The organism is Psychromonas sp. (assembly GCF_983033635.1).
Map to the genome: position 1 here is coordinate 1 of NZ_CEZLMY010000189.1, position 6,329 is coordinate 6,329.

Annotated in this window: 5 protein-coding genes; 1 reads left to right on the forward strand and 4 read right to left on the reverse strand. The window is 39.3% G+C overall.

Going from position 1 to position 6,329, the window contains the following annotated elements:
* Window positions 1-402, forward strand: a 402-nt coding sequence (grcA, locus tag AC4GME_RS16385; RefSeq protein WP_490379790.1) for an autonomous glycyl radical cofactor GrcA, incomplete at its 5' end; no start/stop codon positions are given.
* Between the two features lie 236 nt (window positions 403-638).
* Here the strand turns inward: grcA and tesB are convergent.
* The 4 genes from tesB to thrA form a co-directional block, all read right to left on the reverse strand.
* The gene (gene tesB, locus AC4GME_RS16390; protein WP_490379791.1) at window positions 639-1,499 is read right to left on the reverse strand and encodes an acyl-CoA thioesterase II; all 861 of its coding nucleotides are present in this window, start codon (window positions 1,497-1,499) and stop codon (window positions 639-641) included.
* Between the two features lie 69 nt (window positions 1,500-1,568).
* Complete coding sequence (gene thrC / locus AC4GME_RS16395) at window positions 1,569-2,846, reverse strand: threonine synthase (protein ID WP_490379792.1); 1,278 nt, start codon at window positions 2,844-2,846, stop codon at window positions 1,569-1,571.
* Window positions 2,843-3,799: a homoserine kinase gene (gene thrB, locus AC4GME_RS16400; protein WP_490379793.1), complete on the reverse strand. Its 957-nt coding sequence runs from the start codon at window positions 3,797-3,799 to the stop codon at window positions 2,843-2,845. Before thrB ends, thrC begins: the two co-directional genes overlap by 4 nt.
* Before the next feature lie 103 nt (window positions 3,800-3,902).
* Window positions 3,903-6,329: bifunctional aspartate kinase/homoserine dehydrogenase I (thrA, locus tag AC4GME_RS16405; protein ID WP_490379794.1), on the reverse strand; the 2,427-nt coding region annotated here is incomplete at its 5' end.

A 6,329-nucleotide genomic window follows, 5' to 3' on the forward strand; every position in this document is an offset into this window, starting at 1 on the left:
ATATTAATTAAGGAGCTTTCCATGACTTTGGGTATCCAAATCACTAAATCTGAAAATTCATCTCTACTTAACTCATTCTGGTTATTAGACGAAGCAAACGATCAAGCACGTTGTTTATGTGTTAAAGACAATGCTTATGCAGAAGATCAAATTGTATCTATCGCTGATTTAGGTGATATCGAATACAAAGAGATTGCCGTTCAAGCACCAGCAGCACAAGAAGGTGGCCAACATCTAAACGTTAACGTTTTACGTCGTGAAACTTTAGAAGATGCAATCAAACATCCTGAAAATTACCCGCAATTAACAATTCGTGTTTCTGGCTATGCTGTGCGTTTTAACTCATTAACACCAGAACAACAGCAAGATGTATTAACACGTACATTTACTGAATCTCTATAATTTCAGCTGTATTTTAAACAAACTAAAAAGGGAAGTTAAAAACTTCCCTTTTTTCTAGAAAAAACAGCTAATTATCATACCAATTCCATTAATTAGCTGCTCTATTTAGGCGTAGGAAAAATGGATGAAAGCAAGGCATTGATTGCAGTAACTAGTTATTCTAATTACAAAATCAATAACGAAGCTAGCATTCATTTTAACAAGCATAAATGAATAGAAAATTATTGGATTTGGTATTAACGCCTTTGTCTAATTAAACCTTCTTGAATGGTTGATGCAACCAATTTCCCATCTCGTGTAAAAATCTGCCCTTTCACTAAACCGCGCCCATCAGATGCAACACTACTTTCTACCGAATATAATAACCAGTCATCCAAGCGGAAATCATGATGAAACCACATAGAATGATCCACAGTTACCACTTGCATACCTTCAGTAAAATATGAAACACCATGAGGCTGTAATGCAGTCAGCAGAAAGTTAAAATCAGAAGCATAGGCTAATAAATAACGGTGAATACGTAAATCATCCGGCATTTTTCCATTTGCTTTAAACCAAACTAAACGTTTGGCTGGCTCAACTTCTGGATCGATAGGGTTAACAAAAGTAACAGGCCGCATCTCAATTGGTTTTTCAGCAACCAACTTATCACGAATTGAAGCAGGTAACAGATCGGTATGGATCAATGCCATATCCTGCTCAGAAATTAAATCTTCAGGTGCTGGCGCAGAGGGCATTTCATCTTGATGTTCAAAGCCATTTTCTTTTGCTTTAAAAGAAGCTGTCATATAAAAAATGGGTTGGCCATTTTGAATCGCTTTAATACGCCTTGCTGAAAGTGTTTGACCATCACGAATACGCTCTACATCATAAATAATCGGTTGATCAGTTTTACCCGGGCGTAGAAAATAGGAGTGAAAAGAGTGTACTTGTTGCTCAGGCTGTACGGTTTCCTTAGCGGCAGAGATTGCCTGTCCCATCACTTGTCCACCAAAAACAGTGCCTAAACCAAGATCCTGGCTTTCACCACGAAATAGATTTTCTTCTAGTTTCTCTAAACTAAGCTGATCTAAAAGATCATTTAATACTTTACCCATTTGAAGCTCCAAAAAAAAGAGCGTGTAGCACGCCCTTTATTATTTGCAAATATATCCTATTTCAAGAAACTATAGTGACATTAATAGTTCTCTAATTTTTGCAAAATCAACCGGAAATTCTTTCGAAAGCAATGCCAAGTCAGCACGGGAAGCAAGCTCTTCAGGAATGAAAATATCACGTCCTAAAATCTCTTCCACACTCTCTTTGAATTTAGCCGGATGTGCAGTACACAAGAATAAACCTGTTTCGTCTTGTTTCAACTGTTTTGTTAACTCACTGTATGCAATTGCGCCATGAGGCTCACATAAGTAACCTAATTTATCTAAATCAGTTAACGTTACTTTAGTTTCAGCATCACTTAACTTGCCGTAACCAAGCTCAGATAAAGACCAACCTTTTACTTTAAATAACTCTTCGATACGAGGCCAGTTATTTGGTTGACTGACATCCATCGCATTTGAAAGTGTCGCAATCGTTGCTTTTGGTGACCAAGTCCCCTCAGCAAGGTAGCGCGGTACAGTATCGTTTTCATTAGTAGCTGCGATAAAGCGTTTAATAGGTAAGCCTAACGATTTAGCTAATAGACCTGCAGTTAAATCACCAAAGTTACCGCTTGGTACTGAAACAACTAAATTTTTACGTTGTTCAGCGCTTAATTGTGCAAACGCTTCAAAGTAGTAACAAATTTGTGCAAGTAAACGGCTGATATTAATTGAGTTTGCAGAGTTCAGGCCAATGGCCTGTTTTAATTCCTGATCATCAAATGCCTGTTTAACCATCGCCTGACAGTCATCAAATGTACCTTCAACAGCAATCGTAGTGATATTGCCGCCTAATGTACAAAACAGCTTTTCCTGCAATGGGCTGATTTTTCCTTTTGGATAAAGGATAACCACATCAATATTTTCCATATTGTAAAAAGCATGCGCAACAGCGGCACCGGTATCACCTGATGTTGCCGTTAAAATAGTAATTTTACCGTCATCTTTAAACTGCGCTAAACACTGCGCCATAAAACGGCCGCCGAAATCTTTAAACGCCAAAGTGGGACCATGGAAAAGTTCTAATGCATTAATATTATCAGTCACTTTTTTAACCGGCGCTTCAAAAGTAAAAGCTTTAGAAACAATACTATGAACAATTTCTTTGCTTAACTCATCACCAATTAAATGTGATAAAACTTCAGCTGAACGATCAACTAAATTCATTTCTAATAGTGCATCAATATTTTCAAGTGGTGTGATTGTTTCCGGAAAAAATAGTCCTTGCCCACGCCCTAACCCTTGTTTTACAGCTTGTTGAAAGTTTACTTGTTCGCTGTGGTCTTTGATGTTGTATAAGTTCATAGTTCTGTTCCTAACACGCGCGCGCCTTGTTCATCAAGACGGCAGATATGACAAAAACCTTCATCGTTCTGAAGGAAGTTTTCCGTTAACCAATTTTGTAGTGATTCAGCTTGTTGAAGATCGGTCATCACAGCAAATACTGTCGGACCGGATCCTGATATTCCCATCGCCAATGCGCCGCTTTGTTCAGCAAAAAGTCGTGCTTCTTTAAAGCCGGGGATAAGTTGTGAACGGTATGGTTCAGCAATCACATCTTTAAGCATTTTTGCTGCAAGTTCAGGTTGCTTGCTGTAGCTTGCATGCACAAATGCACCTAAACGACGACCATAAGTAAGTGTTTCACTTAAACGATATTGTGCAGGTAAAATATCGCGCGCAGCAGAGGTCGAAATCGTAATACCAGGATAGGCAACAACCCAGTACCACTCTTTAAAAGAGGGAATGGTTTGACTGATAATACCATCTTCATTAATCATCAGCTGCATACCACCTAAGTAACAAGGTGCTACATTATCATAATGCACACTACCGCTAATCTGCCCTTCCATTTCGCCCATTAATGCAAGCATTGTTGTCTTATCAAGCAGGTAATCATGCCATGCATTTAAAGCTTCTAATGCAGCAACAATCGAGCTTGAACTTGAGCCTAAGCCGCTACCTACAGGTAGGTTTTTCTCAAGTATCATTTTTACAGGCAAAATTTCTTTGTTTAACTTGCTCAGAGCAGCTTGATAACCTAAATAACATTGGTAAACAATATTACTGTTAGAATCAGTTGGCAGTTTATGTGCGTAACGACCAATACACTCTAGTGAAAAACCATAATCACCCGTTGAAATTTTTACGCGATCACCAAGTAATTCGCCATTGATTGGTGCCAGTGCACCACCTAATACATCAAAACCTACGCTGACATTTGCAGTCGAGGCAGGAGCATATGCTACAACACTCATTTATAACTCCTGTTTCTGAATTTTTACAGTTGTACGTACTACTAAAAACTGGGAACAGCGACTTTGCCTATGCGTCGCATTTATTGCTAATTCATAAGACATATTAAAGCTCCTGTTTCCAGTTTAATGTGCGTAGTACATCAGCAAATACACCAGCAGCTGTAACTTCCGTACCAGCACCGTAACCACGTAAGACCAGCGGGATTGGCTGATAATACTGGCTATAAAATGCCAATGCATTTTCACCATCTTTTACTTTGTTAAGCGGATCATCAGCATCAACAGCTTTAATGCTACATTTGCATTTACCATCTTCGATACTGCCGATATAACGTAATACCTGGCCTTTTTCATCCGCTTTCTCTTGAAGCTCTTTAAAGTATGCATCCGCTTCAGGCAAGCGCGCCATAAACTCATCCGCTGTACCTGTGTCGTCAAAACCAGGTGGTAGTGCCTGTTCAATCTCTACATCATCAAGTGATAAATCCATACCCGCTTCACGTGCAAGAATAAGTAATTTACGCGCAACATCTGTACCGCTTAAATCATCACGCGGATCTGGTTCAGTAAAGCCCATATTACGGGCCTGCGTGGTAACATCCGAAAATGATAAACCATCGTCTAACTTGCCGAAAATAAATGATAAAGACCCCGATAAAATACCGTTAAATTTAATTAACTGGTCACCTGCGTTAAACAGGTTCTGCATGTTTTCAATAACAGGTAGACCGGCACCAACATTAGTATCATATAGGAACTTACGGCGTTTCATTAATGCAGTTAAGCGCAGCTGATGATAATAATCCATGCTGCTTGTATTAGCTTTTTTATTGGCAGTTACCACATGGAAACCGGCACCTAAAAAGTCTACATAACGCGCGGCAATTGCATCATTACTAGTACAATCGACAATCACAGGATTAATAATATGCGAATCATTAACTAATGACTGCATGCCTGATAAAGAAAGCTCTTCTGTTGCATCTTTAAGCAGATCACGCCAATTTGATAGTTCAACACCTTGTTCGTTCATCAACATCACACGGCTATTAGCAATACCACAAACACGAATTTGAATATTACGTTCAGCCAAACGTAGCTGCTGACGGTGAACCTGATCAACCAATGCGCCACCAACACCACCACAGCCGATTAAGAACATATCGATATATTGCACACTACCAAAGAAGTATTGATGACAAGCGACAACCGCTTCTTGTGCTTTTTGTTCTGAAACAACCACAGAAATAGAACGTTCAGATGAACCTTGCGCAATCGCCGTAATATTTATTGACGCTTCCGTTAAAGCGGTCAAGAAACGCGCTGCCACACCTTTCGCTTTTTTCATACCATCACCTACCAGAGAGATAATGGCTTGTTTTTCAACTAGATCAATTGGCTCTAATAACTTGTTTTTAAACTCTAAAGCAAATTCTTCATTTAGTGCATCTAACGCTTTTTCAGTATCGCTTGAAGCGATACAGAAGCTTAAACTGTATTCAGAGGAAGATTGCGTAATTAAAATAATTGACACACTGGCACGAGATATTGTTGTAAAGATACGTCCGGCCATGCCGACAATACCTTTCATGCCCGTTCCTGAAATGCTTAACATAGTTAAGCCTTTAAGATCAGAGATACCTTTTACTTGTAGCTCCTGCTCACCATGTTCGACGCCAATAAGAGTGCCGTCAGCCTGCGGATTATGCGTGTTTTTAATTAAACATGGGATATGGTGCTGCGCAATCGGTGCGATTGTTTTAGGATGTAATACTTTGGCACCAAAATAAGAAAGCTCCATCGCTTCTGCATAACTTAATGAACTGAGCAGTTTTGCATCTTTAACCAGACGCGGATCGCAACTATAAACGCCATCTACATCAGTCCAAATTTCACAACATTCTGCTTTTAAACAAGCCGCTAAAACTGCCGCTGAATAATCAGAACCATTACGGCCAAGCACTAATGTTTCACCCTGCTCATTACCAGCGGTAAAACCCGGCATTAAGTAAATTGCATTTTTAATAATGGGTTGTTTTGCAAACAGGGCACGAGAAGCTTCGATATCTATTTGTGCTTCAAGATAACCACCTTTGTAAGCGATTAACTTCTCTTGTGGTTTAATCACCTCAACCAAGTGCCCTTTGCTTATAAGCAGTTGTTTCATGCAAGCGATACTTAACAGCTCACCCTTACTTAAAATTTGTGCTTCAATACTTGCTGGGCACTGTGCTAATAAACGCACACCTTCAAGTAAATCACTTAAATGCGATAATTCCCGCTCAAAAATAGTTTTTAACAGATCGTCTGCAAATTCTGCATAAGAGCTTTTTAGGCTTTTAATCAACTCGGCAAAAATACGCTGAATATCAACTAAATTACTTTCGGCAGATAACCCCTTACTGGTTTTCTCTACAACAGCAACGAGGTTATTGGTGACGCCTGCAGGTGCAGACAAAACCAAAGCAATTTGTGACTGTTGCTGATTATTGATAACAATATCTGCAACTTGATTAAAACGTTCGGCATT

Excerpts from the sequence above, each read along its gene's own strand:
- tesB (WP_490379791.1), bottom strand. The coding sequence starts at position 1,499 with ATGGGTAAAGTATTAAATGATCTTTTAGATCAGCTTAGTTTAGAGAAA.
- thrC (WP_490379792.1), bottom strand. The coding sequence starts at position 2,846 with ATGAACTTATACAACATCAAAGACCACAGCGAACAAGTAAACTTTCAA.
- thrB (WP_490379793.1), bottom strand. The coding sequence starts at position 3,799 with ATGAGTGTTGTAGCATATGCTCCTGCCTCGACTGCAAATGTCAGCGTA.